The 24061-nt window shown below is 66.1% G+C and carries 22 protein-coding genes; 9 read left to right on the top strand and 13 right to left on the bottom strand.

Features of this window, described 5'->3' with window-relative positions:
• Nucleotides 1–4 precede the first annotated feature (4 nt).
• From VGR99_RS30925 to VGR99_RS30895, 7 genes are all read right to left on the bottom strand, one after another.
• Nucleotides 5–1309, bottom strand: a complete 1305-nt coding sequence (locus VGR99_RS30925) for a sorbosone dehydrogenase family protein (protein WP_326903730.1) — start codon at nt 1307–1309, stop codon at nt 5–7.
• Between the two features lie 400 nt (nt 1310–1709).
• Nucleotides 1710–2336 (bottom strand): isoprenylcysteine carboxylmethyltransferase family protein, encoded by a 627-nt coding sequence (locus VGR99_RS30920; RefSeq protein ID WP_326903729.1) that lies wholly within the window; start codon nt 2334–2336, stop codon nt 1710–1712.
• Nucleotides 2337–2363: 27 nt separating this feature from the next.
• The gene (locus VGR99_RS30915) at nt 2364–3395 is read right to left on the bottom strand and encodes an NAD-dependent epimerase/dehydratase family protein (protein WP_326903728.1); all 1032 of its coding nucleotides are present in this window, start codon (nt 3393–3395) and stop codon (nt 2364–2366) included.
• 29 nt (nt 3396–3424) lie between these two features.
• Entirely contained in the window at nt 3425–3961 is a 537-nt protein-coding gene (locus tag VGR99_RS30910; RefSeq protein ID WP_326904076.1) for a DUF962 domain-containing protein, read from the bottom strand.
• Between the two features lie 155 nt (nt 3962–4116).
• Nucleotides 4117–4803 (bottom strand): OmpA family protein, encoded by a 687-nt coding sequence (locus VGR99_RS30905; RefSeq protein ID WP_326903727.1) that lies wholly within the window; start codon nt 4801–4803, stop codon nt 4117–4119.
• Nucleotides 4803–5219, bottom strand: coding sequence for a hypothetical protein (locus VGR99_RS30900; protein WP_326903726.1), 417 nt, complete (start codon nt 5217–5219; stop codon nt 4803–4805). Before VGR99_RS30900 ends, VGR99_RS30905 begins: the two co-directional genes overlap by 1 nt.
• Nucleotides 5220–5307: 88 nt before the next feature.
• Entirely contained in the window at nt 5308–5598 is a 291-nt protein-coding gene (locus VGR99_RS30895) for a type II toxin-antitoxin system HicB family antitoxin (RefSeq protein WP_326904075.1), read from the bottom strand.
• A gap of 77 nt (nt 5599–5675) precedes the next feature.
• On the opposite strand from VGR99_RS30895, the gene VGR99_RS30890 reads away from it, so the two are divergent.
• Nucleotides 5676–6503 (top strand): hypothetical protein, encoded by an 828-nt coding sequence (locus VGR99_RS30890; RefSeq protein ID WP_326903725.1) that lies wholly within the window; start codon nt 5676–5678, stop codon nt 6501–6503.
• Between the two features lie 27 nt (nt 6504–6530).
• Here VGR99_RS30890 and VGR99_RS30885 read toward each other — a convergent pair whose 3' ends face one another.
• On the bottom strand, nt 6531–9119 hold the full coding sequence (locus VGR99_RS30885; RefSeq protein WP_326903724.1) for an ATP-dependent helicase: 2589 nt from the start codon (nt 9117–9119) through the stop codon (nt 6531–6533).
• A gap of 240 nt (nt 9120–9359) precedes the next feature.
• Here VGR99_RS30885 and VGR99_RS30880 point away from each other — a divergent pair, with 240 nt between their 5' ends.
• Nucleotides 9360–9530: a DUF1328 family protein gene (locus VGR99_RS30880; RefSeq protein ID WP_326903723.1), complete on the top strand. Its 171-nt coding sequence runs from the start codon at nt 9360–9362 to the stop codon at nt 9528–9530.
• Between the two features lie 129 nt (nt 9531–9659).
• On the opposite strand, the gene VGR99_RS30875 is transcribed toward VGR99_RS30880, so the two are convergent.
• A complete protein-coding gene (locus VGR99_RS30875) occupies nt 9660–10169 on the bottom strand; it encodes a thioesterase family protein (protein WP_326903722.1) in 510 nt (169 codons plus the stop codon).
• Nucleotides 10170–10257: 88 nt separating this feature from the next.
• Here VGR99_RS30875 and VGR99_RS30870 point away from each other — a divergent pair, with 88 nt between their 5' ends.
• The 3 genes from VGR99_RS30870 (at nt 10258) to VGR99_RS30860 (ending at nt 13566) form a co-directional block, all read left to right on the top strand.
• Nucleotides 10258–11682 carry an FAD-binding oxidoreductase gene (locus VGR99_RS30870; RefSeq protein WP_326903721.1) on the top strand — a complete coding sequence of 475 codons (1425 nt, stop codon included), beginning with the start codon at nt 10258–10260 and terminating at the stop codon, nt 11680–11682.
• Nucleotides 11683–11784: 102 nt separating this feature from the next.
• Nucleotides 11785–13086 carry a Spy/CpxP family protein refolding chaperone gene (locus VGR99_RS30865; RefSeq protein WP_326903720.1) on the top strand — a complete coding sequence of 434 codons (1302 nt, stop codon included), beginning with the start codon at nt 11785–11787 and terminating at the stop codon, nt 13084–13086.
• Between the two features lie 117 nt (nt 13087–13203).
• Nucleotides 13204–13566: a hypothetical protein gene (locus VGR99_RS30860; RefSeq protein ID WP_326903719.1), complete on the top strand. Its 363-nt coding sequence runs from the start codon at nt 13204–13206 to the stop codon at nt 13564–13566.
• Between the two features lie 6 nt (nt 13567–13572).
• Here the strand turns inward: VGR99_RS30860 and VGR99_RS30855 are convergent, their stop codons facing one another.
• From VGR99_RS30855 to VGR99_RS30845, 3 genes are all read right to left on the bottom strand, one after another.
• On the bottom strand, nt 13573–15240 hold the full coding sequence (locus tag VGR99_RS30855) for a SulP family inorganic anion transporter (RefSeq protein ID WP_326903718.1): 1668 nt from the start codon (nt 15238–15240) through the stop codon (nt 13573–13575).
• A 136-nt stretch (nt 15241–15376) separates the two neighbouring features.
• Nucleotides 15377–16873 carry a caspase family protein gene (locus VGR99_RS30850; protein WP_326903717.1) on the bottom strand — a complete coding sequence of 499 codons (1497 nt, stop codon included), beginning with the start codon at nt 16871–16873 and terminating at the stop codon, nt 15377–15379.
• A 146-nt stretch (nt 16874–17019) separates the two neighbouring features.
• On the bottom strand, nt 17020–17940 hold the full coding sequence (locus VGR99_RS30845; protein WP_326903716.1) for a LysR family transcriptional regulator: 921 nt from the start codon (nt 17938–17940) through the stop codon (nt 17020–17022).
• Between the two features lie 96 nt (nt 17941–18036).
• On the opposite strand from VGR99_RS30845, the gene VGR99_RS30840 reads away from it, so the two are divergent.
• From VGR99_RS30840 to VGR99_RS30825, 4 genes are all read left to right on the top strand, one after another.
• On the top strand, nt 18037–18480 hold the full coding sequence (locus VGR99_RS30840) for a DoxX family protein (RefSeq protein WP_326903715.1): 444 nt from the start codon (nt 18037–18039) through the stop codon (nt 18478–18480).
• 351 nt (nt 18481–18831) lie between these two features.
• Nucleotides 18832–19863, top strand: a complete 1032-nt coding sequence (locus VGR99_RS30835; RefSeq protein ID WP_326903714.1) for a TRAP transporter substrate-binding protein — start codon at nt 18832–18834, stop codon at nt 19861–19863.
• A gap of 52 nt (nt 19864–19915) precedes the next feature.
• Entirely contained in the window at nt 19916–21769 is a 1854-nt protein-coding gene (locus tag VGR99_RS30830) for a TRAP transporter large permease subunit (protein ID WP_326903713.1), read from the top strand.
• Between the two features lie 12 nt (nt 21770–21781).
• Nucleotides 21782–22759, top strand: coding sequence for an NAD(P)-dependent oxidoreductase (locus VGR99_RS30825; RefSeq protein ID WP_326903712.1), 978 nt, complete (start codon nt 21782–21784; stop codon nt 22757–22759).
• On the opposite strand, the gene VGR99_RS30820 is transcribed toward VGR99_RS30825, so the two are convergent.
• Nucleotides 22756–23922: an ABC transporter substrate-binding protein gene (locus VGR99_RS30820; RefSeq protein WP_326903711.1), complete on the bottom strand. Its 1167-nt coding sequence runs from the start codon at nt 23920–23922 to the stop codon at nt 22756–22758. The two genes, VGR99_RS30825 and VGR99_RS30820, sit on opposite strands and share 4 nt — an antisense overlap.
• Nucleotides 23923–24061 lie beyond the last annotated feature (139 nt).

Raw genomic sequence — 24061 nt, 5'->3', positions numbered from 1 at the left:
TTCTTTAAGCGCCGGTCACGCGCCAGATCACGTTGCCGACGTCGTCGGCCATCAGCAGCGACTTCTTGTCGGGGCCGATCACGACGCCAACCGGGCGGCCGTAGGAGTCCTTCTCGTCGGGAGCGAGGAAGCCCGACAGGATGTCGCGACCGGGTCCGGAGGGCTTTCCGTTCTGGAACGGGATGAACACCAGCTTGTAGCCGGACAGCTTGCTGCGATTCCATGAGCCGTGCTGGCCGATCACCATGCCGTCGGGGAAGCCCGGCAGCGTACCTGCGGGCATCCAGCACAGGCCGAGCGAAGCGGTGTGGCCACCGAGCGCGTAGTCCGGTTGAAGCGCCTTGGCGACCATCGCCGCATCCTGCGGCACGCGGTCGTCTACCGTCTTGCCCCAGTAGCAATAGGGCCAGCCGTAGAAGCCGCCGTCGCGCACCGAGGTGAGATAGTCCGGCGGCGTCTCGTCGCCGAGGCCGTCGCGCTCGTTGACGACGGTCCAGAGCACGTTCGTATTCGGCTCCCAGGCAAGGCCAACCGGATTGCGCAGGCCGGCACCAAAGATGCGATGCGTGCCGGCGGCGAGATCGAGCTCGTAGACCGCGGCGCGGCCTTCCTCGACCTCCATGCCCATCTCGGCGATGTTGCTGAGCGAGCCGACGCCGGCATAGAGCTTCTTGCCGTCGGGGCTGGCGAGCAGGCTGCGCGTCCAGTGGCCGCTCGGCTTGAAGGTGGTGAGCCGCTTGCCCGGCGCCGTGATGCGGTCGGCATTGGCGACGTACGGAAAGGCCATCACGCCGTCGGTGTTGCCGACGTAGAAGGTGTCGCCGACCAGCGCCATGCCGAACGGCTGGTTGAGGTTCTCCATGAAGGCGCCGCGGACTTCAGCTACGCCGTCACCGTCCTTGTCGCGCAGCAGCGTGATGCGGTTGGCGGACACGCCGAGCGCGGCGGCGCGCCGCATCGTCGCCTGCATCGCATAGTGAAACACCGTGCGCGGGGGACCTGCGACCTGCGTTGCTTCCGCGATCAGCACGTCGCCATTGGGCAGCACCTCGATCCAGCGCGGGTGGTCGAGGCCGGTCGCGAACGCGTTGACCTTGAGCCCGGGCGCGGTGGTCGGCTTTTGGCCCTCGCTCCAGCCGCGCGCGGTCGGCATCTTCAGGGTCGGGATGGCGCCTTGTGGCTTCGCTTCGGGAATGGCCGGTGCCTGGCCCCAGGCCGGCGCGGGCGTGTTGCCCGACAGCTTCCGCCATTGCAGCGCGATGCCGCCGAGGAGCGCGACGAACTGCGCGAAGATGCTGGAAAACGTCATTGAGAATCCCCTGTTGAACGTGGGGCACAGTCCTAGATCGCCCAAGGCCCCGCGCGGGCTCAGGCCTGATCGTCGACCTCTCCAGATCCACGATGGATGTCGTCATGCCCAGTTGCGGGCGCATCCAACTGGTTGGCGGTAAAAAGGTCAACCGCCAGGGAACTCGAGGGACGGCTATTCCCGCGGAATGGCTGCCGACCAAATTTGCATGGAGAGGAGCGGGCGGTTTCTGGCTGAACGAGCGAGCGCGTCCTGTTCCCCGTCATCCTGAGGCTCAGCTCGCGATGCCTGCGCATCGCGAACCTCGCACCTCCAGCGACAATGGCTTCGCCATTGCGCGGGGATGACGGGGTTAGCAGTAACGTTGCTGAGAGGACGCGGTAGGGGAGAAGGCCCGCTCTCACCGCGGGGACAGGAACGGAATGATCATCGGCACGCGGCGGCAATAGGCGCCGTAGGCGTCCTCGCCGAGCTCCTTCGACAAAAACACCTCTTCCATCCGGCCCTTCTGCCACATGCCGAGCGAGATCAGGATGGCGCCGAGGATCGTCGTGACGGTGCCGATCGCGATGCCGGTGACGAGCATGCCGAAGATCAATCCCGTGTAGATCGGGTGGCGCACGATGCCGTAGGGGCCGGTGTCGATGACGCGGTGGTCTTCCTTGTGGGTGATGGTGTTGGACCAGAACTTTCCAAGATGCAGGCGGCCCCACCAGGCGAAGGCGATGCCGGCGACCGAGAGGACCGCAGCGATGGAGATGCCGGTATTGCCGAGCACCCAGAGCGGCTTCCAGCCGAGGATCTCCGCAACCCACGGCGTGTACAGGATGCCGCCGACCAGGATCGGCAGGCGATAGCGCTGCGACTCCAGCGTCATGACCTGCTTCTTGGTCCGTCCCTGCCAGAACGAGGCGCCCACCCAGCTGGCGAGAAAGGCGAGCCAGATCAGAGCCAGGAGTTCGGTCGGCCAGGTCGTGGTCCAGCCACCCCAGGCCACGGAGAGAAGCTTGCTGAAATCGAAGGACATGAAGGTTCTTTGCGTTAGGCGGCGGCGTCAGCTCGCGCGCGAGGAGAGCGCGTGATGCTTGATGGCGCCGGAGGGCTGCTGGCCGTTGCGGGCGAGCAGGTGGGTGATGGTTTCGCGCAGCACCGGTTCGATCGGTCGCGGCGCATAGCCGAGCTCGGTGCGCGCCTTGCCGATCGAAAGGTCGCTTGCGGCGAGCGCGATGCGCACGCCCTCGGCGGTGCCATTGGGCGGCCGGTGGGTGATGCGATCGGAGATGGATTCGAGCATGATCGCGGACAGCTCCGCGATCTTGCCGGGCACGACGACCGGATACTGCCGGCGGCCGCTCATCGCCGACATCATTCGCAGGATGTTGCCGAGCGGAACGCAGTCGCCGCCGAGGATGTAGCGCTGGCCGATGCGGCCGCGCTCCATGGTCAGCACGAGGCCCATGGCGACGTCGCGGACGTCGACGAGATTGACCAGGAAGTTGAGATGCGGCTGCACCTTCTTCTGGAGGAAGTACCAGAGCATCGCGGTCGGCGGCGTCAGATTGTGGTCGGCGGCCCCGATCGGCATGGTCGGCGTGCCGATCACGAGCGGGAAGCCGCTGGCCGCGGCCTTGGCGGCGTGGTGCTCGGCGAGCGACTTCGACCGCGTATAGGCGCCGGGCATCGCATCGGCCGGCTGCAGCGCCTCCTCGGCGGCAACGCCGTTGAGGTTGGAGTAGGGGAACAGGATCGATTCCGTCGAGCAGTGCAGGAAGCGCGAGACACCGCGCTTCATCGCGGCGGCGAGCACCACTTCGGTGCCGCGGCAATTGACCTCGTGGAAGTCCTGCTTGTTGGCGACCCACATGCCGGGCAGGCCGGCGAGGTGATAGACCTGATCGACGCCCGCGACCGCAGCCTCGACGGCAGCGGCATCAAGCACGGAACCGTGCATATGTTCGACGTCGGCGTTGGCCGCGGCCGGCGCACGAACATCGAGAACGCGTACCCGCTGCCCACGGGCGCGGAGCGCTTCTACGAGATGATGTCCGATGAAACCACTGCCACCGGTAACCAGTACGAGAGCCATGCAGAAGGTTTGCTGTTTCGCTTCTAGAGCTATCGGGTTGAAAGAGAGTTGGTCGGAACAGGCGCCAGAATCGCGGCAAGGTCGCGACGGAAGCCCAATGCAATGAACAATTTCGCCATGACAAACATCGGTCCGAGCAGGAAATGCGTAGGATGGTCCACCATCGACGGCTGCCGTTCCTCGAAAACCTTGTGGCCAACGATCTGCGCTGTGACGCCAAATCCGATCAGCACCGCAAAAATCGACCACATCATGACGATCGAGACCTGATTGCCGATTGCGGTTGCGACCGAAAGCAGCACGATCATCGCGGCGAGGATGCCGAGGCCGACCCCGGCGTCCAGCATCAGCCAGTAGACCAGCACCGGCAGGGCCAGGAATACCGCCAGGCTCACCTGGACCCCGAACACGGAAAAATGCACGAGGGTCAGCGGCAGCACCGCACCGGTGAAGAGCAGGAGGATGCCGACGACATGCATCGCGCAGTTCCAGGGATCGCGATGATATTCGACGTAGTCGGCCAGTTGGCGTTGAAAATAGCCAGCCATCTCAGTCTCATGCAGCATGGGAGCGGGGAAGGACGAACAGAGGCTATAGCACCGGACAGGGCGGTGCACAAACCGCCCCGAGTGTCGCGCGAAACCCTGCGGCTGCGCTGTGAGACAGGTCACAAAACGGTCAAGACTTCAAAGGGTTCCGGCGGGCGCCGGGGCGCGCATCCTCAGCGCTTCTTGGCGGGCTTTTTCGCCGCAGGCGCAGGCGCCGCGGCCGGATGCGCAGGCGCTTCCTCCGGTACCTTGGCATAGGTCAGGATCTGCAATTGCCCGTTGACGGGCGAGGTCGGCTTGGCCCGGTCGAGAAACTGCTCTTCGCCGAGCCCGATCGGATGCAGCCGCTTGGTCGAGATCTTGAACGTGTTCACCAGCACGTCACGGATCGCATCGGCCCGGCGCTGGCTCAGGATCGCGTTGGCCTCGCGCGTCTTCGTGTTGGATTCGACGTGACCGACGATCAGGAAGGTGTAGGGCAGCAGCGAGGAATGGACCAGCGCGTCCGCGATGCGGCCGACGGTCTGGTAGGAGGCTGGCTGGATGATCGGCGTGTCGGCGTCGAACTGGATCTGCGCGTTGAAGGCTGGCAGGCTCGCGAGGTCAGGCGCGATCAGCGGCCGGTTCACCGGACCGGGATCGTTCTTGATCCTGGCCTTGGCGCGCTCCATCACCTGCTGCTTCAGCGCGGGCAGGTCGACCTCGCCGGCCTGTTCAAAATGGTTGAGCTTGCCGACGATGTCGTCACGGGTCGGCGCCGCGGTCTGGGTCGGCGCTGCCGTCTGTGCGCCTGCCGCGCCCGCGAGCAGGGCAAGGCCAAGTGTAATGCCAAGCGTGATGGCAATTGCGGTCGCGCGCATCAGCGATACCCCGCGTCGTCCACGGCCTTCAGGCAGTTGTTGCTAATGCCCTTGGGCGTCGAGACCAGGCAGGGGATCGACTTGCTGGTCTCCTTGGTCGAGCCGCCGCAGACCTTGACGATCTCGCGCTGGCAGGCGTTCGCCACCGTCACGCGCGCGGCGACGCGCTTCTGGATGGCGTCGAAGGCGCCGAGATAATCGCTCTGGCACTGCTGGGAGAGCACGTCGCGGTTGCGCGACAGACATTCCTTCAGCCGCGTCGAGTCCGGATTGACGCCGCGGCAATTGGCGACGATTTCGGGGCCGCAGCTCTTGGCCAGCAGCCCGATCGAATCGCCAAAGCTCATGGTCTCCGCCGCCGCAAGCGACGGCATCCCCAATACCAGCAAGATCAGTGTGATGGAGCCCCGGACCATATGTGCATCTGATACGGGGAAGTTCGCGATGGTCAAGGGCTGTTCGGACCAGAACCGTCGAGAGTTGCGCCAGTGCGGCGAACAGTCCTCACTCGGTCCCCTCAGACGGGGGCGGCCATTCGATCAGGACGGCCGTGTGTTTCCCAAGGTCCTCGGCAAATGCCGGATCGGCCTCGAGTTCCTCCAGCGTCCTCGGCGGAGGAAGCTCGCGGCCGTCCTCGGTCAGCTCCTGCGCATAGAACGCGAGCGCCTCGGGCGCATTCTCCAGGGCCTCGTCGACGTCATCGCCGCCGGAAATGCAGCCGGGCAGGTCGGGAAACCACAGGCTGACGGCGTCGTCGGGGCCGGCGTCTTCGATGATGGCGACGTAGTGAGGCATGGCAGGACTGGTGGCCTCGATGGTTGTGCCGCCGGGTTTCATTCAATTATGAATACCGCATCTTCGGAGGCAAGCAATTGAGCAAATTCACTCTGGCTGAAGGCGCCGGCTCGTTCGTGTTTCGCGATGAGGGTGCCGTCCCTTCGCCACGCACGATGCGGGTCTTTTCCTTTTGCCCCCGATCGAGTGGTCCGCACACCCGCATCATCGTGGCGATGCATGGCGTTGATCGCGCGGCCGCGGCGTTTCGCGATCTGCTTGTTCCTCAGGCCGAACGCAACGGGCAAATCGTGCTGGTGCCGGAGTTCGATCCGGAGCAGTTCCCGGGTATCGCCGCATACAATTTCGGTGGCGTGCGGCGGCCGCCGCCGGACAATTCGGTTCTGCCGCGCGATCACTGGAATTTCGGGGTGATCGACCGGCTGTTTCACTATGTTCGAGGGGCGATCGGGTCCAGCCGCGAGACCTTCGGCCTGTTCGGCAATTCCGCGGGAGCCCAATTCGTGCTGCGCTATCTCGCGCTCAACGAGGCCGCTTCCGTCGACATCGCCGTTGCCGCCAATTGCGGTTGCTACATGCTGCCGGACCTCGCCAAGGACTATCCGGACGGCATGGGAGGGATTGGCCTCAGCTCACGTGATTTGCGGAGGTATCTGGGGCGCTCGCTCGTCATCTTGCTGGGCGATGCCGACAACGACCCTGATGCGCCCGACCTGCCGCGCTGGGACGAGGCGATGGCCCAGGGGCCGCATCGCCTTGCGCGTGGTCTCTGGCATTTCGAGCACTGCACGAAGCTGGCCAAAAGCCTCGATGTGAGGTTGGGCTGGCGGCTCGAGATCGCGCCCGGTGCGGGGCATGTCGACCAGCTGATCTACGACCAGGGCGCCAACATCCTGAAGGGCTGAGCGGACGGCATTGTGAGCAGGGCCGCTTCAGGCCCGCTGCACAAAACTGTCCACGACCTTCTTCTCGCCGGCCTTGTCGAAGGCGATGGTGAGCTTGTTGCCGTCGATCTTGGTGACGCGGCCATAGCCGAATTTCTGGTGGAAGACGCGGTCGGAGAGCGCGAATTCCGAGGTCGTGCCGGTCGACTTGGCGACCAGCTCGCCCTCGATCGTCAGGGGCCCGCGGCGGCGCGAGGAGAAGCTGCCGAAATCGGGGCCGGATGACGAAGAGGACGAGAACGTCGCGGCCTCTTCCTCGAAGCCGCCGCGACCGCCACCACCGCCTCCACTACGGCCGCCGCCGCGGTTGCGGTTGGCCTGGGCGCGCTGCCAGCCCGGCGTCGAATAGGTCGAGCCGAACGCCTCCATGTCGTCGAAGCGCGAGGCGCCGTAGCCGCCGGTGCCGCCCCAAGCCGAGCCGCCCTTGGATTCCGTGATCTCGACATTGGCCGCCGGCAATTCGTCGAGGAAGCGCGAGGGGATCGTGGTCGACCAGGTGCCATGGATACGGCGGTTGGTCGCGAAATAGATCATGGCGCGGCGGCGGGCGCGGGTCAGGCCGACATGGCCGAGCCGGCGCTCTTCCTCGAGGCCGGCGCGGCCCTGTTCGTCCAGCGTGCGCTGGCTCGGGAACAGGCCCTCTTCCCAGCCGGGCAGGAACACGTTGTCGAATTCGAGGCCCTTGGCCGAATGCAGCGTCATCAGTGACACCGCGTCGTCCTCGGCGCCGCCGTCGCGGTCCATCACCAGCGAGATGTGCTCCAGGAAGCCTTGCAGGTTCTCGAACTCCTCCATCGAGCGCACGAGCTCCTTGAGGTTCTCCAGCCGGCCCGCGGCGTCGGCCGAGCGGTCCTTCTGCCACATCTCGGTGTAGCCGCTCTCGTCGAGCACGATCTGGGCGAGATCGGTGTGCGCGGTGACCTCGCGCTGGGCACGCCAGCGCTCGAACTGGGCCACGAGGTCACGTAAGGATCCGCGGGCCTTCGGCTTCAGCTCGTCGGTCTCGACCACGGCCCGCGCCGCCTCGAACAGCGGAATGCGGCGCTTGCGGGCGTGGTCGTGCAGCATCTGCACGGTGGCGTCGCCAAGGCCGCGCTTGGGCACGTTGACGATGCGCTCGAAGGCGAGATCGTCGGCCGGCGAATTGATGACGCGCAGATACGCCAGCGCGTCGCGGATCTCGGCGCGCTCATAGAAGCGCGGGCCGCCGATCACGCGATAGGGCAGGCCGAGCGTGACGAAGCGGTCTTCGAACTCGCGCATCTGGTAGGACGCGCGCACCAGAATGGCGACCTCGTTGAGCTTCTCGCCCTTACGCTGGATCTGCTCGATCTCCTCGCCGATGCCGCGGGCTTCCTCCTCGGAATCCCACGAGCCCGTCACGGTGACCTTCTCGCCGTCCTGGTCTTCGGTGCGCAGCGTCTTGCCGAGCCGGCCCTCGTTATGCGCGATCAGGTGCGAGGCGGCCGCGAGGATGTGGCCGGTCGAGCGGTAGTTGCGCTCGAGGCGAATGACCTTCGCGCCCGGAAAATCGTGCTCGAAGCGAAGGATGTTGTCGACCTCGGCGCCGCGCCAGCCATAGATCGACTGGTCGTCGTCACCGACGCAGCAGATGTTCTTGGTGGGGGGAGCGGCAGCCACCGTCATTCCGGGATGCGCCGAAGGCGCAGACCCGGAATCTCGAGCTGTGGACTCATCTCCGGATTCCGGGTTGGGCTCTTCGAGCCGCCCCGGAATGACGGTGGGCGTGGTTTGCTTCGCCGGCGCTTGCGACAGCAGCCGCAGCCACAGATATTGCGCGACGTTGGTGTCCTGATACTCGTCCACCAGGATGAATTTGAAGCGTTGCTGGTACTGCCGCAAAATATCGGGATGCTCGCGGAAGATGCGGATGTTCTCGAGCAGCAGATCGCCGAAATCGGCGGCGTTCAAAATTTTCAGCCGCTCCTGGTAGCTCGCATAGAGCTTGCCGCCCTTGCCGTTGGCAAACATCGCGGCTTCGCCCGACGGCACCTGTGACGGCATCAGGCCGCGGTTCTTCCAGCCGTCGATCAGGCCGGCCAGCATGCGCGCCGGCCAGCGCTTGTCGTCGATGTTCTCGGCTTGCAGGAGCTGCTTGAGCAGCCGGACCTGGTCGTCGACGTCGAGCACGGTGAAGTTCGACTTGAGCTGCGCCAGCTCGGCATGGAAACGCAGGATGCGGCCGCCGATGGAGTGGAAGGTGCCGAGCCACGGCATGCCCTCGACGGCATGGCCGAGCATCTGGCCGAGCCGGTGCTTCATCTCGCGCGCGGCCTTGTTGGTGAAGGTCACCGACAGGATCTCGGCGGGGCGGGCGCGGCCCTGGCTCAGGATGTGGGCGATGCGCGTGGTCAGCACGCGCGTCTTGCCGGTGCCGGCGCCGGCCAGCACCAGGACCGGGCCATCCAGCGTCTCCACGGCCTCGCGCTGCTCGGGATTGAGCCCGGAGAGGTATTTCGGGCCCACGGAGGCGCGCGCACGCGCGGCGATGCCGCCGGCTGCGGGCTGGTGGTCGGGTACGCTGTTGATCTTGCTCGGCTCGGTCATGCGAATCATTGGCCCCACGATGGCACCGCGGGGTGGCGGAAGGGAGCCTTCATAACAGGGATTAGCGCCTATATGGGGCGGCCGCGAGGGGTTTTCCACGTGCGCGACAGGGCGATTTGTTCCTGCCGGCCGAACGAATTTCCGGCCGCAGCACGCCGGAACCAATGTTCCGAGTTGGAGATTGTTTGTCCAAGTGAGGCGCGCCAGCCGCGCCGATCGCAGACAGACACCAAAACAGAGGTTAAGGCCATGCTGAGCTGGGTTGTGACATTTCTGGTTATCGCACTGATCGCCGGTCTTCTGGGCTTTGGCGGCCTCGCCGGCGCGTCGATTGAAATCGCCAAGATCATCTTCTTCATCGCGATCGTCCTGTTCCTGGTCTCGGCCGTGGTCGGCCTTGCCCGCGGACGCAGGATCTAGCGGGTGATCCTCATGGTGAGGAGCGCGGAACGCGCGTCTCGAACCATGAAGGCCCGACTGTGGCCTTGCATCCTTCGAGACGCCCGCTTCGCGGGCTCCTCAGGATGAGGAGGAGGTACAGAGGGCTCCTTAACTCCGCTTCGAGGGCATCGCCACGTTCCGGCCGATGCCCTCGGGGCGCGCTACGGCGGCGTGGGCGTGGGTGACAGCCGTAACCCGCTCCTGAACGTCAGGCGGAAACGGCGCCACGCGCCGGGCCTTCATGTCCATGTGCAGCGACATGTTCTCCGACGTCGCCGACAGCCAGCCCTCGGTGGCGTGACGCAGCTCCTCGAATGTGTGCAGCCGCTTGTTGTCGGTTTCCAGCAGCCAGATCAGGATCTGCACGGGATCGCCGAGATGGATTTCGCGCAGATAGCGCACATGGCATTCGGCGGTGAAGGTGGAGCCGTGGCGCTCTTTCTTGTAGGCCGGCCCCATGCCGAGCTCGAGCCAGAGCTCGTCGATCGCCCGGTCGAACATCACGTTGTAATAGGCCATGTTGAGATGGCCGTTATAGTCGATCCATTGCGGCTCGATCTGCATGATCGAGGAGCGGAACGGCTCGGCGGTCGGGGCTGTGATAGAACTCTCCGGCATGTTTCATTCCCAAGCTATGCGTCCGGTCCCTTGACTTGACCGGTTATATGTCCTTTGCCACGGTCTCTTCTCGTCGGGAGGAATTTCCGTGGGCACCACCATCACCAATAATCCGCCGCGGCCGGAGCCGAAAGCCCTTGCGAGCGCGCTGGAGCAGCTTGCCGCACGCTTCGGCAACCGCCTCATCACCTCGCAGGCCGTCCGCGAGCAGCACGGCCATACCACCACATGGATCGTCAACCAGCCGCCCGACGGCGTGGTGATGGCGCAGGAGACCGCCGACATCCAGGACGTGGTGCGGATCTGCGCCAAAAATCGCGTCCCCGTCATTCCCTTCGGCACCGGCACCTCGCTCGAGGGCCAGGTCAACGCACCCGCCGGCGGCATCTCGATCGATCTGCGCGACATGAACAAGGTGCTGGCGGTGCATGCCGAGGATCTCGACTGCGTGATCCAGCCCGGCGTCACCCGCAAGGCACTCAACGAGCATCTGCGCGACCAGGGCCTGTTCTTCCCGATCGACCCCGGCGCCGATGCCTCGCTCGGCGGCATGGCCTCGACCCGCGCCTCCGGCACCAATGCGGTGCGTTACGGCACCATGCGCGACAGCGTGCTGGCGCTGAAGGTCGTGCGCGCCGACGGCGAGATCATCACCACGGGCACGCGCGCCAAGAAGTCGTCGGCGGGCTACGATCTGACCCATCTGTTCGTCGGCGCCGAAGGCACGCTCGGCATCATCTCCGAACTGACCATCCGCCTGCGCGGCATCCCCGAGACGATCGCGGCGGCCGCGGTGTCGTTCGAGACCGTGCACGGGGCGTGTCAGGCCGTGATCATGGCGATCCAGACCGGCATTCCGGTGGCGCGTATCGAGCTGCTCAACACGGCGCAGGTGAAGGCCTGCAACGCCTATTCGAAGCTGACGCTGCCGGAGACGCCGCTGCTGCTGATGGAATTCCACGGCAGCGAGATCGAGGTCGATGCGCAGTCGAAGGCGTTCGGCGAGATCGCCAAGGAGTGCGGCGGCGGTGACTTCTCCTGGACCACCAAGCCGGAGGATCGCACAAAACTGTGGCAGGCGCGGCACGATGCCTATTGGTCCGTGAAGGCGCTGCGCCCCGGCGACAGCATCGGCGTGGTCGCGACCGACGTCTGCGTGCCGATCTCGCGCCTTGCCGATTGCGTCAGCGAGACCGAGGAAGATCTCAAGCGTCTCAACCTGTTGTCGCCGATCGTCGGTCATGTCGGCGACGGCAATTTCCACTGCTCGCTGGTGTGCGACACCAACGACGCCGCCGAGATGGCGCGCGGCGAGGAGTTCATGCATCGCCTCGTCGAGCGCGCGCAGGCGATGGACGGCACCTGCACCGGCGAGCACGGCATCGGCCAGGGCAAGCAGAAATATCTCGAGGCGGAACTCGGTCCCGAGGCGATCGAGGCGATGCGCGCGCTGAAGAAGGCGCTCGATCCGCTCAACATCCTCAACCCCGGCAAGATCGTGCCGGAGGCATAGCAGCGGTCCGCTGCCCTGCTCGCGGAACTTTCTGTGGCCCGGCCGGTTCCAATTCCCGATAATTTCCGATGCCTCGATGGCGCGGCTTTGCGGGAGGATGCGATGTTGCGACCGGTCATTGGAATTGCCGTGATAGCGCTTGCCTGCATGCTGGCGGGGACGGCTCTGGGCAAGGGCGGACACGGTGGCGGCCATGGCGGTGGTCACGGCGGTGGGCATGGAGGTGGCCATCACGGCGGCGGCCATTTCCACGGCCACGGCTTTGGGCATGCGCATGGTGGCGGTCATCATCACGCGATGCGGTTTGCAACCGGCGCTCGGCACGGTCCGAACTTCGGTCAGATCCGCAATGCGTCCGTCCGCCCTGCGCATTTCCGCAACGCGTTCAACGCGCATTCCAGCGCCTTCCGTAACGGCCGCCTGATCAGCAATCCCGCGGCGCGCGCTCACATCACGGCCGCGGCCGCGCTCGCCGGCTGGCATGGCGCCAGCAGCGGATGGTGGCAACATGCGGGCGGCGGTTACGGCTGGGTCGGACCGCTGTTCTGGCCGTTCGCCTATAACGATCTCTACGACTACACGATCTGGGGCGACGGCCTCGGCTTCTGGGGCTACGGCTATCCGGACATTTATGCCGGCCTCTTCGGGCCCTACGGCTATGACGGCTTGTCGGCCTATCTGCCGCAGCGCCCGCAGGGACGTCGGCAAGCGCGGGGCGTTGCGCTGGATCAGCTCTGCGGCAGCGACCGCCGCGAGATCGTCGGTCTGCCGATCGACCAGATCGCCGCCGCGGTGCAGCCGACCGAGGCGCAAGGCGCCAATCTCGATGCGCTCGGCAACGCCTCGATTGACGCAGCAGCGCTGATCCGCGCGTCCTGCCCATCGCAGGTCGCGGCGACAGCACCCGGTCGGCTGGCGGCGATGCAGCAGCGTGTCGAGGCGATGGTGAAAGCCGTCGATCTCGTTCAGCCCGCCCTCGATGGATTCTATGGCTCGCTCACCGACGAGCAGAAAGCGCGGTTCAATGCGCTAGCCGACGATCAGCGCCGCACGACGGCTGGCAACGGCAGCGGCGGATCGCTGGTCCAGACTTGCGGCGCGTCTGCCGCGCTCGATTGGCCCGGCACCGACATCGAGGCAAGGCTTCACCCCAACGACACGCAGCGTGCCGCGCTGCAGGTGCTCCAGGACACCAGCGCCAGGGTCAGCGCATCGCTCAAGGCGGCTTGCGAGCCGAGCGAGGTGATGACGCCGCCGGCGCGAATGGCCGCGGTCCGCAAGCGGCTCGATGTGATACTCGAAAGCGTCAAGTCGGTGCGCGCGGCGCTGGAGGATTTCTATGCCACGCTCAATGACGAGCAGAAGGCGCAGTTCGAGGCCATCGGACCACGTCGAACGTCCTGAAGACGTCAAGACGGAGCATGCGGAAAAATCGTCTCGCCGATCTCGATTGGTCTCTCTATGCTGGGGAGAGGCTGAAGTGCGGCGACATGGCGGCTTGAAGGTCGCGGATGGTGGGCAATGCGCTGGTTCGCGCCAAAAACGCGACAAGATATCTGGGATGAGACGGTCGAAGGACCACTCGGCGACATCGAAGCCGCCGAGCGCATCCGCGCGATCTGTGACGCTGCGGCTTCCAGCGCCGCCGGCTTGGCGTGCAGCGACAAGCGCGGGAGCGAACGCTATGAGCGCGCCGCCAAGGTCGCGATGGAGATCGCGATGAAGATCTCCGACGGCTTGATGCGCGACGACGCGGTGCACCGCATCGTCAATCTCTGCATGCGCGCGAACGACCTCAAGACCGCGCAGATCCTGTTTCGCGCAATCCATGCCGCCTGGATCCGCGAGACGGTGCAGCGGGATCACCCGACACTGGCGCAGTGAGAGCGATCATCTCGCCAGCTTGCGCACAGCCTCGTCCACGCTGTGGAAGACGTGCTCGCGGGGCAGGGCGTCGAACAATCTGAAGCGCTCGAATGCGTCCTGCGCGCGCACGGATTCCAGCCGCGCCAGCGCCACCGTCACTCCTTGCGCGTTGCAGACCTTGAAGACGTCGAGCAGGATCTGCGCCGCGGTGAAGTCGATCTCGACCATGCCGCTGGCCTCCAGCACGAGCAATTGCGGCGCCGCCGTGCCCAGCACTTTCGCCACGTCGCTGCGAAAGCCGGGCGCGTTGAGGAAGGACAGCGGCGCCTGCAGCCCGATCACGGCGACGCCGTTGATGCGCTCGCCGGTGATGTGCGGATGCGCCGGCCACCAGATCGTGGTGCCGGGCACGCGCTCGAACTCGACCAGCCGTGCGCGCGTCGTGCTCCAGATGCCGTGCAGCAGCGACAGCACGATGCCGAGGAATGCGCCCTGCTGGATCGGCAGCACGATGATCAGCGCGGCGGTGGCGACGATCAGCAGGAATTCGCTGAACGATTGGCGATAGATCGTCACGATCTGCTGCACGCGGATGATGCGCAGCGCGACGAACAGCAGGATGCCGCCGAGCGCCGCGTCCGGGACGTGCTGCAACAGTCCCGTGCCGAAGGCGAGCAGCGCCAGCACGATCACCGCTGCGGCAAGGCCCGCGAGCTGCGATTGCCCGCCGGTCTCGGCGACGATGCCGGTGCGCGGCGGGCTGGCATTGACCGGAAACGCGCCGAACAGGCCGGACAGCGCACTGCCGGCGCCCGCGCCGAGGAAATCGCGGTCGACATCGGCAGGCTTGTCGGGATCGGACGGAAACGACCGTGTCGTCGCTGCGGTCTGCACCATCACCACGACGGTGATGACGAAGGCGAGCGGGACGAGGCGCACCCACAGCTCCGGTGCGAGGTCGGGCAAGGTCGGCCGCGGCAGCGTGCCCGGCACGGCGCCGACGACGTTGACGCCCTTGCTTTCGAGGCCGAGTGCGATGGTGGCCAGTGTCGCGCCGACCAGCCCGATCAGCGCGCCCGGAATCTTTGCGCTGATCGTCTCGCAGATGAAGACCGCGGCCAGCACGCCGAAGCCGATGCAGAGCGTGAAGGGATTGGTGTGGCCGAGCTCGCGGGCGAGCACGCCGATGCGATCGAGCGTCGGGCCGCTTGGCGACTCCACTCCCAGCACGCCCGGCAATTGCGAGACGATGATGTGGACGGAGATGCCGGCGAGGAAGCCGACCATGACAGGCACCGACAGCAAATTGGCGATGCCGCCGAGGCGGAAGGCGCCGCTGGCCAGCATCATCGCGCCGACCATCAGCGCCAGCGCGATCGCAAGGCCCTGATATTCAGGCGTCCCGGCGGCAGCGAGTGCGGCGAGCCCGCCGGCGAAGATCGGCGTGATCGTGGAATCGGCACCGCAAGACAAAAAGCGATTGCCGCCGAGCAGGGCAAAGCCGAGCGATCCCGCCATGAAAGCGAAGAAGCCGATCTGCGGGGCAAATCCGCCGAGCCGCGCGGTCGCCATCTGCTCAGGGATCGCAATCGCCGCCAGCGTCAGCCCCGCCATGAGGTCGCCCGGCAGGGAATAGGACGCGAGTGAGCGGAACAGCGGCCATGCATGCTTGGCGTGCGAGTCTTGCGGCATCGAGGTCCCCGGAAAGCCTGTCGGTCGATCAGACTACAGCATTTCCGGAAAGTGATAGGTGGAGAATACCCGAAACTCTCGTGTCCCGGAAGCGCTGCACTGCGTCCGGGGCACGAGAGTTGTGCGCGACGTGCTCTCAGTACCTGCCGCGGTTGCCGTAGTCGCCGTGTCCCATTCCGCCGCCGCGGCCGCCCATGCCCATTCCCATGCCGAGACCGATCCCGATTCCGACGCCGATGGCTTCGGGCGGCGGGCCGCGATCCGGCGGCGGTGCGCGCTCATAGACCACCTCGTCCGGCGGCGGACGGCGCGGCTTCGGCGGCGTTTCGACCACCTTGCGCTTGGGCGGGGTCTCGTCGACGCGCTTCTTGATCACAGGCGCGACGGTCGGATTGACCGGCGTTGCCGGTGCCGATGGCGCCGAGCACGGGCAGGTCGGCGCCATCGCGACGGCGACCGGCGCAGGCGCCGCGGCAGCGGCCACCGGCACGGCATAGTTGCGGTTCTGCACGCGGAGCAGCAGCCTTCGCGCGGTCGCGGCGAGATCGCTGTTGTCCCAGTTGTTGAGATAAGCCTCGAACGAGGCGCGGGTGTTGATCGCGGTCGCGCGCTCCCAGGCCAGCATCTGGCGCCGGCGCTCCAGCACCGTGCGAATGCGCGGCGTGCGGGTGTCCTGCGCGTAGAGCTCGATATAGGCCTGATACGCCTCCACGGTGTCGTCAGTGATGACGAGCTCATAGGCGACCTTGGCGTCCTTGCCCTGCAAATCCTTGCGCCAGTCGGCGACGCTGCGCGTGCCGCTGGCGAGCGCCATCGCGGACGCGCCCGGAAGAGCAGGCTGCTGACTGCTGCTGTCGCCGCCGAAGAACTTGAAATCGGTGGTCAGCGAGGAGCTTTCCCACGGGATCTGCCGGCCGTCGGTCGATTGCGCCACCGCAACGCGGATGCGCTTGAACACTTCCTCGATCGGCAGGTTCGGCTGCTTGGCGATGGTCAGCGCGGCGGTGGTGTAGGGGCTGTCGATGCCCGTGCCGTCCTCGGCCTCCGCGCCGGGCGAGGTCGAGTAGGAGATGAACGAGCCGGGTGCGCCGGCCTTGGTGTCGACGATGGCGAGGCCATGGCCCGCGCCGCTGAGCGCGGGGAACGGATTGTTGCGGCAGGCATCGAGCATGAAGATGCGCGCCCGCGTCGGCAGCGCGCCGAGCGTGTTGAGGAGATCGTTCAGCCGCACGCCCTGGAGTGGGATATCCGCCTCGCGCTTGGGGTCGAGATCGACAGGCACCAGATAATTCTCGCCGTCGATCTGCAGGCCGTGGCCGGCATAGAACACCAGCGCGACGGTGTCGGCGCCGCTGGCGCTGACCTTGCCTGCGAAATCCGAGATCGCGGTACGCATCTCGCTCTGCCCGAGATTGGCCGCCGTGGAGACGGTGAAACCGGCATTGCCGAGCAGCTCCGTCATGCCCTTGGCATCGTTGGCAGCGTTGGGCAGCTCCGGCACGGTGCGATAGGCGGACTGGCCGATGACGAGCGCGAGCCGCGCTTCAGCGGCGGCCTCGGTCGGTGTCATCAGCTGGCTGAGGGCAAGCAGGCTGGACGCAAGGAATAAATGACTGAGGACTGGACGGCGCATGGTGTCACCTCCATCGGCAATGGGCGCGAGGATCTCACCTTTTCTAGTCGTGCGCCATGAGTCTGTCTGTGCGCTATCTCACGCATGCGCGTGCGGCAAAATGGGGCAGGGGATTTGCCGGAGCTGGCGTGCCAGTCCGTGTGCCGTCAGAACAGTCCGCGGTCCCAGGGCGCAACAGGCGCAAAACGCGCTGCGAGAAAGTCGATGAAGGCGCGCACCTTCGCCGGCGGCCGGCGGTCGGGCAGGTACACCGCATGCACCGCCGAGGTCTGGATTTCCGGCTGGTCGAGCGGAAGTGCGACCAGCGTGCCGGCGCGCAGATCGTCGGCGATGATGAAGGTCGGCTGCCGCGCGAGGCCAAGGCCGGCCAGTGTCGCCGCGCGCAGCGCATCGCCATTGTTGGCGCGCAAGGTGCCGCTGACCTGGACGCGGATCTCGCCATCGGCGCCGAACAGCCATTCCGCCGCGCTCGCCTGCTGCGAGAGCGTGTAGCCGAGACAATTATGCGCCGCGAGATCGGCGACGCTGCGCGGCGTGCCGTGCTTGGCCAGATAGGATGGCGCGGCGCAGACCACGAGGCGGTTCGGCGCGAGCCGCCGCGCGACCATGCTGGAGTCGCGCAGCTTGCCGATGCGGATCGCGAGATCCCAGCCTTCCTCGGCGAGATCGACGAGACGGTCGTTGAGGCCGAGCTCGACCGTGACCTCGGGATGGGCTGCCGAAAACGCCGCGATCGCCGGCGCGATCTGCCGCGTGCCGAACACGACGGGCACGTTGACCCGCAGCAGCCCGCGCGGCTCGACGCGTTCGCGCGCGACCGCGGCGTCGGCGGCTTCCATGTCGGCGAGGATGCGCTCGGAGGATTCCAGATAGCTCCGCCCGGCCTCGGTGATGGAGAGGCGCCGTGTGGTGCGGTGGAACAGTCTTGTGCCGAGCCGCGCCTCGAGGGCGGCGACATGCTTGGTCACCATGGTCTGGGACAGGCCCATGGCCCGGGCCGCGCCAGACAGGCTGCCGATCGCCGCCACCTTGGCAAAGACCTCCAGGCTGGTCAGCCGGTCGAGCATCGACTTCACTCTATTGGTGTGAGGTATAATTCCAAAATAGCCGATTATCATTTGGATGGGAATAGATCATAGCGCAGTGCAGCAAAGGAGACCGCCATGATCGATTCCCGTACCGCTCCCTACGCCGCGCTGGTGCTGCGCGTGACGCTGGGCGCGCTCTTCCTCGCCCATGCCAGCCTGAAGCTGTTCGTCTTCACGCCGGCCGGGACCGCAAAGTTCTTCGGCAGCCTCGGCTTCCCGCCCGAGCTCGCTTACCTCATCATGACTGTGGAGGTTCTCAGCGGCGTTGCCCTGATCCTCGGCGTCTGGACCCGCTACGCGGCGCTGGCCGGCATTCCGATCCTGCTCGGCGCGATCTTCACCGTGCACGGTGCCGCCGGCTTCTTCTTCACCAATCCGAAGGGCGGCTGGGAATTCCCCGCCTTCTGGGCGATCGCGCTGGCGGCGCAGGCCCTGCTTGGCGACGGCGCCTATGCGCTGCGTCCCTCCCGCGATGTCGCGGCGGCGAACGGGCAGCTCAGCGCCGCACATTCGCGCTGACGTCATCGTATCTCTTCAAGTGCAAAAGCCGCGGGATCACGATCCCGCGGCTTTTATGTTTTTGCTGCGTCTCCTCCATTGATCTACGTTCGGCATTGATCCATGCCTGAATTGGATCGATCTGCGTCAATCTTGCATGGCAGGCCTCGTCGCTGTCGTGCGGAATCGTCGAAAACATCTATAAATAAAGGCGTTCCCCGACGCTCCCTGGCGGCGCGCATGCCACTCGTGCCATCGCGGCGCCCCGGGCCGCATCCCTTGCCTGTGCCGTCGCTTTCGCCATACAGTCCGCGCAACAGGTTGCGGCAATGATCGCGGCCGCGAACAAAAATATTGGGGAGAGACCGCACCATGACCATCGTGCCCGTGAACCGTCGCGCGTTCATCAAGTCATCGGCGGCGGTCGGCGCCGGCCTCGTGCTCTCTCCCGCGATTATCGGCCGCGCCGAAGCTGCGACGCTGAAACTGAAATGCTCCTCCTCGCTGCCGAACGATCCCAAATACGCCAACGGCCGCGTCTACTACGACAACCTCGTCAAGAACCTGAAGGGCAACGGGCTCGGCGAGCAGGTCGAGGTCGCCTTCTTCCCGGACAACCAGCTCGGCCAGGAGATCGACGTCATCAATTCGGTGAAGCTCGGCGTCATCGATCTCATGGTCTCGGGCTCGTCGATCTCGGCCAATCTGGTGCCGCTGGTCGGCACCTTCGACCTCGGCTTCCTCTTCTCGAGCTTCCCGCAGCAGACCAAGGCGTTCGAGGCCGGCGCCGCCAAGCCGATCGAGGACGCGCTGCTCAAGGGCGGCAACATCCGCATCATTGCCTGGGCCTATAATTTCGGCTCGCGCAGCGTGCTGGCGAAGAAGCCGGTGAAGACCCCGGAAGACCTTGCCGGCCTCAAGATCCGCACTCTGCCCAATCCGGTCATCACGGAATGCCTGCGCCTGATGGGCGCGGCCGCGACGCCGCTGGCGTTCGGCGAAATCTACACGGCGCTGCAGGCCGGCGTGCTCGATGGCCTCGAGCACGATCCGCCGACGATCCTCGCCAGCAAGTTCTTCGAGACGGCAAAGTTCTACGCGCTGACGCAGCATAATTTCTCGCCGCTTGCGATCTATTTCAGCGATATGACCTACAACCGCATGGATCCGAAGCTGCGCGAGGGCTTCCTCGACGCCGCGAAGAAGGCCGCGGTGGACACCCGTGCCCACGGGCTTGCGGTCGAGAAGGAGGCGCTGGCCACCTTGGGCGAGAAGGGTGTCACGGTGGCCGAATGCGACCGCGAAGCCTTCAAGAAGCGCGTGGCGCCGCAGTCCGAGAACTTCATCAAGGCGCGGCCGGAATCCAAGGCCGTCATCGACATCATCCGCGCGACGCAAGCCTGAGATGACCAAATCTGAGCTGGCCAAATCTGAGCTGGCCAAATCTGAGCTGGCTATGTCAGCCGCCGTGCCCGTCTCGGGCGGCCGCCACGGGAGCATCACCCAGCTGCTGCGCCTCAGCGACGCGATCGCGGCCATCCTGCTGGCCGCCGATCTCATCGTCGTCTGCGCCTCCGTGCTGCTGCGCTTCTTCTTCAACGCGCCGGTCGAATGGTCGGATGACGTCGCGCGCGGCCTGATGGTCGGCTCGGCCTTCTTCGGCGCGGCGAGCGCGCTCGCGCGCGGCGAGAATGTCGGCGTGTCGTTCTTCCGCGACCTGTTGCCGGTGCGGCTGCGCGCGCTGGTCGATGCCGCCGGCGCGCTGCTGATCGTGCTGATCTCCGGCTATGTCGCCTACAACGCCATCAAGCTGGGTTCGCTGACCGCTGGCCAGACCACCGGCTCCGGCCTGCCGCTGGAATTGACCTTCTACCCGATGGGCGTCGGCGCGCTGTTCATGACCGTGTTCGCGATCGACCATCTCTGCGCGCGGCCGCTCCCTGAGATCGTCAGGGGCCTCATTGCGATCATCGTCGTCACCGGGCTTTATCTCGCCTGGGATTATCTGTCGCCGGCGACCGTGCCGTCGGCAGGCACGCTGATGCTGATCGGCTTCTTCGCGACCCTGTTCGGCGGCCTGCCGATCGGCTTTGCGCTGGCGCTCGCCGCGCTCATCTTTATCTGGGTCGAGGGCGCGCTGCCCGGCGTCATCTTCGCCCAGCAGATGGCGCGCGGCATCGACAATTTCGTGCTGCTCGCGATCCCCTTCTTCATCCTCGTCGGCTACCTCATGGAAGCCAACGGCATGTCGGTGCGGCTGATCGAGCTGTTGCAGCGCGCGGTCGGCCGCATGCGCGGCGGCCTCAACGTCGTGATGGTCGCCTCGATGGTGCTGTTCTCCGGCATCTCCGGCTCGAAGATGGCGGACGTTGCCGCGGTCGGCTCCGTGCTGATCCCAGCGGCGCGCCGCTCGAAGCAGAATCCCGGCGGCGCCGTGGCGCTGCTGGCGGCCTCCGCGGTGATGGCGGAGACGATTCCGCCCTGTATCAACCTGATCATTCTCGGCTTCGTCGCGAACCTGTCGATCGGCGGCCTGTTCATGGCCGGGCTGCTGCCGGCAGCGCTGATGGCGCTGGTGCTGATCGTCGTCTCCATCATCTTCGGCAAGCCGCCGGCGGAAGGCGAGGACGTCGAACCGCAGGCGCCCGTATCGGGGCTCTGGAGCGGCGCGATCGCCGCGTTCGGCCTGATCTTCATGATCTTCTTCGGCTTCAAGAGCGGCTTTGCCACGGCGACCGAAATCTCCGCGTTCGCGGTGGCCTATGCGCTCGTCGTCGGCAGCCTGGTGTTCCGCGAGCTCAGCTTCAAGACGGCCGCGCACAGCTTTGTGCAGGCCGCAACGCGCGCGGGCCTCGTGCTGTTCATCGTCGCCGCGGCGCAGTCGCTGGCTTTCACGCTGACCCTGCAGCAGGTGCCGCATGCGGTCGGCGATTTCATGCTGGCGCTGTCCAGGACCTCGGGCGTCTGGATGTTCATCCTGCTCGCCATCGTCGTGCTGATCGTGATGGGCTCGGTGCTGGAGGGCGCCGCGGCGCTGATCATCTTCGGGCCGCTGCTGTTGCCGGTGGCCGTGCAGCTCGGCGTCGATCCCCTGCATTTCGGCGTCGTGCTCGTCATCGCCATGGGCATCGGCCTGTTCGCGCCGCCGCTCGGGCTCGGGCTCTACGGCGCCTGCCTGATCGGCAATGTGCCGATCGAGCAGACGGTGAAGCCGATCATGGGCTATCTTGGCCTGCTGTTCCTCTGCCTGCTCGTCATCGCCTTCGTGCCATGGCTCTCGACCGCGCTGCCGCGGGCATTCGGCTACTGAAGGAGTCCTGTCGTGAAGGTCCTGCTCGCGCATACGCCGGAGATGCGGCGCAATTACTACGGCGACCGCAGCCTGAACGGCCTGCGCGCGGCTGCCGAGGTGATCCTGCACGAGCGCGATGAGACGCTCGACGCCGCTGGCCTCGTTCGCGCGGCGCAAGACGCCGACATCATCGTCGCCGACCGCATGACCGAAGGCCGCGGCGAGATCTTCGCGCAATTGCCGCGGCTGCGCGCCTTCGTCCGCTGCGCCGTCGATATCCGCAACGTCAATGTCGATGCGGCCTCGACTGCGGGCGTGCTCGTGACCCGCGCCGGTCCCGGCTTCGTGCAGGCGGTGGCCGAGCTTGCGATCGGCTTCATGGTCGATCTCTCCCGCGGCGTGTCGCGCACCACCGCCGACTACCAGACGGGCCGCAAGCCGGAAGCGCGGATGGGACGGCAGCTCGCCGGCAGCAGGATCGGCATCATCGGCTATGGCAGCATCGGGCGTTATCTGGCCGAGGTCGCCAAGGTGATGCGCATGGAGGTGCTGGTCGCCGATCCCTTCGCGACCATCAGCGACAGCGCGATCCGGCATGTCGGTCTCGACGAGCTGCTCGCCGCGTCGGACTACATCGTCTGCCTCGCGATTGCCAACGAGCAGACCGAGAACCTGATCGGCGCGGCGACGCTGGCGCGTATGCAGAAGCACGCCGTCTTCATCAATCTCTCGCGCGGCAATCTCGTCGACGAGGCCGCGCTGGCGAAGGCGCTGATCGAGAACCGCATCGCGGGCGCCGCGATGGATGTCGGCCGCGCGCCCGACCAGATGCCGACACCGGAGCTGGCGAAGCTGCCCAACGTCATCGCCACCCCGCATGTTGGCGGACTGACGCCGCAGGCGATCGAATATCAGTCGCTCGAAACCGTGCGGCAGGTGGAAGCGATCGTCAAAGGCGAGATCCCGCAAGGCGCCGTCAACGCCGACCGCTGGACGCGGCGCCCCTAAAGCCGATCGACCGCCCTGAACGTCCCGTCCTTCTGGATCACCGTCAGAAACACCTTCGGCGGCGTCTCGATGGCGCGGATGCCGACGGTGACGACGTTGCCGCTGATGTCGAAGCGGCCGACATCGTTGATGGCGCGCAGCAGGCTCGCGCGCGTCGGTTGCGGCCCCGCCTTGACCAGTGCCGCGGCCGCGAGGCGGCCGGAGAGATAGCCTTCCAGCGACACGAAATCCGGTGTCAGTGTCGGGTCGATCGCCTCCTGTGCGGCCTGGTAGTCGGCGACGAGTTGTTGCGAGCGGTCCCAGGGAAACGGCACGACCTGCGAGACGATCACGCCTTCGCCCTCGGGGCCGAGCTCCCGGGCGAGCGCATTGGCGCCGACGAAGGAGATGTTGACGAAGGTCGGGCGCGCGCCACTGCGGTGCGCGAGCTTGATGAACTCGGCGCAGGGTCCGTAGGTGCCGACCATGACGATGGCCTCGGGCTCGGCGCGCTTGATCATGCGCCAGGCTGCGGCGACCGCGCGGGTGTTGCGCTCGAAGGTGCCTTCGGCGGCAAGCTCGAGGCCGCGCTTGGCGAGCGCGCGCTTCACGCCGGCGAGCCCGTCGCGGCCGAAGGAATCGTCCTGGTAGAAGATGCCGATGCGGGTGAACCCGCGATCCTCGGTGAGGTGCTTGACCCAGGCCTCGGCCTCCGCGCCATAGCTCGCGCGGATGTTGACGACATTGGCGAGTTCGAGGTCGCGCAAGAATTCGGCGCCGCTGAACGGGCCGATGAAGGGAACGTTCCTGACGCTGGTGATTGGTATCGTCGCGATCGCGGTCGGCGTGCCGACTGCGCCGATCAGTGCGAACACCTTGTCGTCCTCGATCAGCCGCAGTGTCTGCGCCACCGAACGATCGGGATCGTAACCGTCGTCGCGGCTGATGAGGTGGAGCTTGCGGCCGTAGACGCCGCCCTTCTCGTTGATCTCGGTGAAGGCGGCGACGATGCCCTGCCGCATGCGTTGTCCGAGCGCAGAGGAGGGGCCTTCGAGCGCGGCCGCCTGGCCGAACAGGATCGCATCGTCGCTGACGCCGGCCTCCTCGCCCTTTGCAGGCAGCACGGCGGCGGCCAGCAAGGCGATGGTCAAGGCGAGCCATGTCGCAGATCGCGATCGTGTCATGTGGATGCTTGCTGGATGCGGGATGCGGTCGCGGAAACAATAATTCTGCGGGCTGAACAGGTCGCTAAGGCGCACCGCACTTCCGCTCCGTAAGACTCCGGGGAAAACCGGCAACTTATGTCCAGACTGCCGCGATCCG

This window comes from Bradyrhizobium sp. (assembly GCF_035935975.1).
Taxonomy (GTDB): domain Bacteria; phylum Pseudomonadota; class Alphaproteobacteria; order Rhizobiales; family Xanthobacteraceae; genus Bradyrhizobium.
This window is presented reverse-complemented; position numbering and strand designations above follow the sequence as displayed.